Origin of the sequence: Kocuria sp. ZOR0020, from assembly GCF_000800955.1 — a bacterium.
GTDB lineage: Bacteria > Actinomycetota > Actinomycetes > Actinomycetales > Micrococcaceae > Kocuria > Kocuria subflava.
Map to the genome: position 1 here is coordinate 1 of NZ_JROX01000215.1, position 1,628 is coordinate 1,628.

2 protein-coding genes are annotated in these 1,628 nt (G+C 65.1%); both read left to right on the forward strand.

Going from position 1 to position 1,628, the window contains the following annotated elements; all coding sequences use genetic code 11:
* Window positions 1-429, forward strand: a 429-nt coding sequence (locus tag L979_RS11715; RefSeq protein ID WP_047692392.1) for a GNAT family N-acetyltransferase, incomplete at its 5' end; no start/stop codon positions are given.
* A 143-nt stretch (window positions 430-572) separates the two neighbouring features.
* Window positions 573-1,628 (forward strand): IS256 family transposase (locus tag L979_RS11720; protein WP_047692393.1); only part of this gene is annotated, 1,056 nt, incomplete at its 3' end.

Genomic DNA, 1,628 nt, shown 5'->3' on the forward strand with positions numbered 1-1,628 from the left:
GAGCCATGGACCGCAGAAGTCACCCGCGAAAAGCTCGCCGAGCGGCTAGCGAAGACTGACATCGATGGCGACACTGGTGCGCTTGCGCTGGTCATCGAACATGACGGCGTCCCGATCGGAGACGTCGCCCTCTGGCTCACCGATCACGAACAGCGCCAAGGCGAGATCGGGTGGGTCCTCGACCCGGACCACAGTGGGCGCGGCTTCGCCAGCGAAGCCGTCCGAGCAGTAATCGCCCTCGGGTTCGACCACTACAAACTCCACCGCATCACCGCGCAGATGGATGCCCGCAACAGCGCCTCGGCAACACTCGCTCGTCGTGTCGGGCTCCGGCTCGAAGCACATCACGTCCAGGACTGGTTCAGCAAGGGCGAATGGACCGACACCCTCATCTTCGCGCGACTTGCCTCCGAGCACATGCCCCAATGATCGGGAGTCTGACTTCATGCTCCCTTCCTTGCAGGTTCACTGCTTTCCCATGTCGGGACTGTAAGAAAAACGGTGTGTGAGGGTCCGGCCTGATCCGAAAGGAGACGGCCGTGACCGACTTCACGACAGACAGGACAGAGGAGATGACCGATCCCGTGACGGGAGAGATCATCGATCAGAAGGACCTCGCCGAGCGGCTGCTGGCCCAGGCGAAGGAGCAAGGCGTGAGTCTGGTCGGCCCAGGCGGGCTGCTGAACCAGCTAACGAAGAACGTCCTAGAAACCGCCCTGGAAGCCGAACTGACCGAACACCTGGGCCACGACCACGGGCAGACCCCGATCGCGGCCAACATGCGCAACGGGACCCGAGTGAAGACCGTGCTGACCGAGATCGGCCCCGTCGAGATCGAGGTGCCTCGGGACCGGGACGGGTCCTTCGAGCCGGTGATCGTGCCCAAGCGCAAGCGGCGCCTGGACGGGATCGATCAGATCGTCCTCTCCCTGTCGGCCCGCGGGCTGACCACCGGGGAGATCGCGGCGCACTTCGAGGAGGTCTACGGGGCCAGGGTCTCCAAGGACACCATCAGCCGGATCACCGAGAAGGTCGTCGGCGAGCTGGCCGAGTGGTCTTCGCGCCCCCTGGACCCGCTCTACCCGGTGCTCTTCGTCGACGCGATCGTGGTCAAAGTCCGCGACGGGCAGGTGCGCAACACCCCGTTCTACGTCGTCATGGGCGTCACCGTGCACGGGGAACGCGACATCCTCGGGATCTGGGCCGGTGACGGCGCCGAGGGCGCCCGGTTCTGGCTGCAGGTCTTCTCCGAGCTGAAGAATCAGGGCGTCGAGGACGTGCTCATCGCCGTCTGTGACGGACTCAAGGGCGTGCCGGAGGCGATCGACACCACCTGGACGCAGACGGTGGTTCAGCAGTGCATCGTGCACCTGATCCGCAACAGCTTCCGCTACGCCGGCCGCCAACACCGCGACGGGATCGTCAAGGCGCTCAAGCCGGTCTACACGGCCCCGTCCGAGGCCGCGGCGAAGGACCGGTTCACCGAGTTCAAAGCCGAGTGGGGCCAGCGGTATCCGGCGATCGTGCAGCTGTGGGAGAGCCCCTGGGCGGAATTCGTGCCGTTCCTGGAGCACGACGTGGAGATCCGCCGGGTGATCTGCACGACGAACGTGATCGAGTCGATCAAC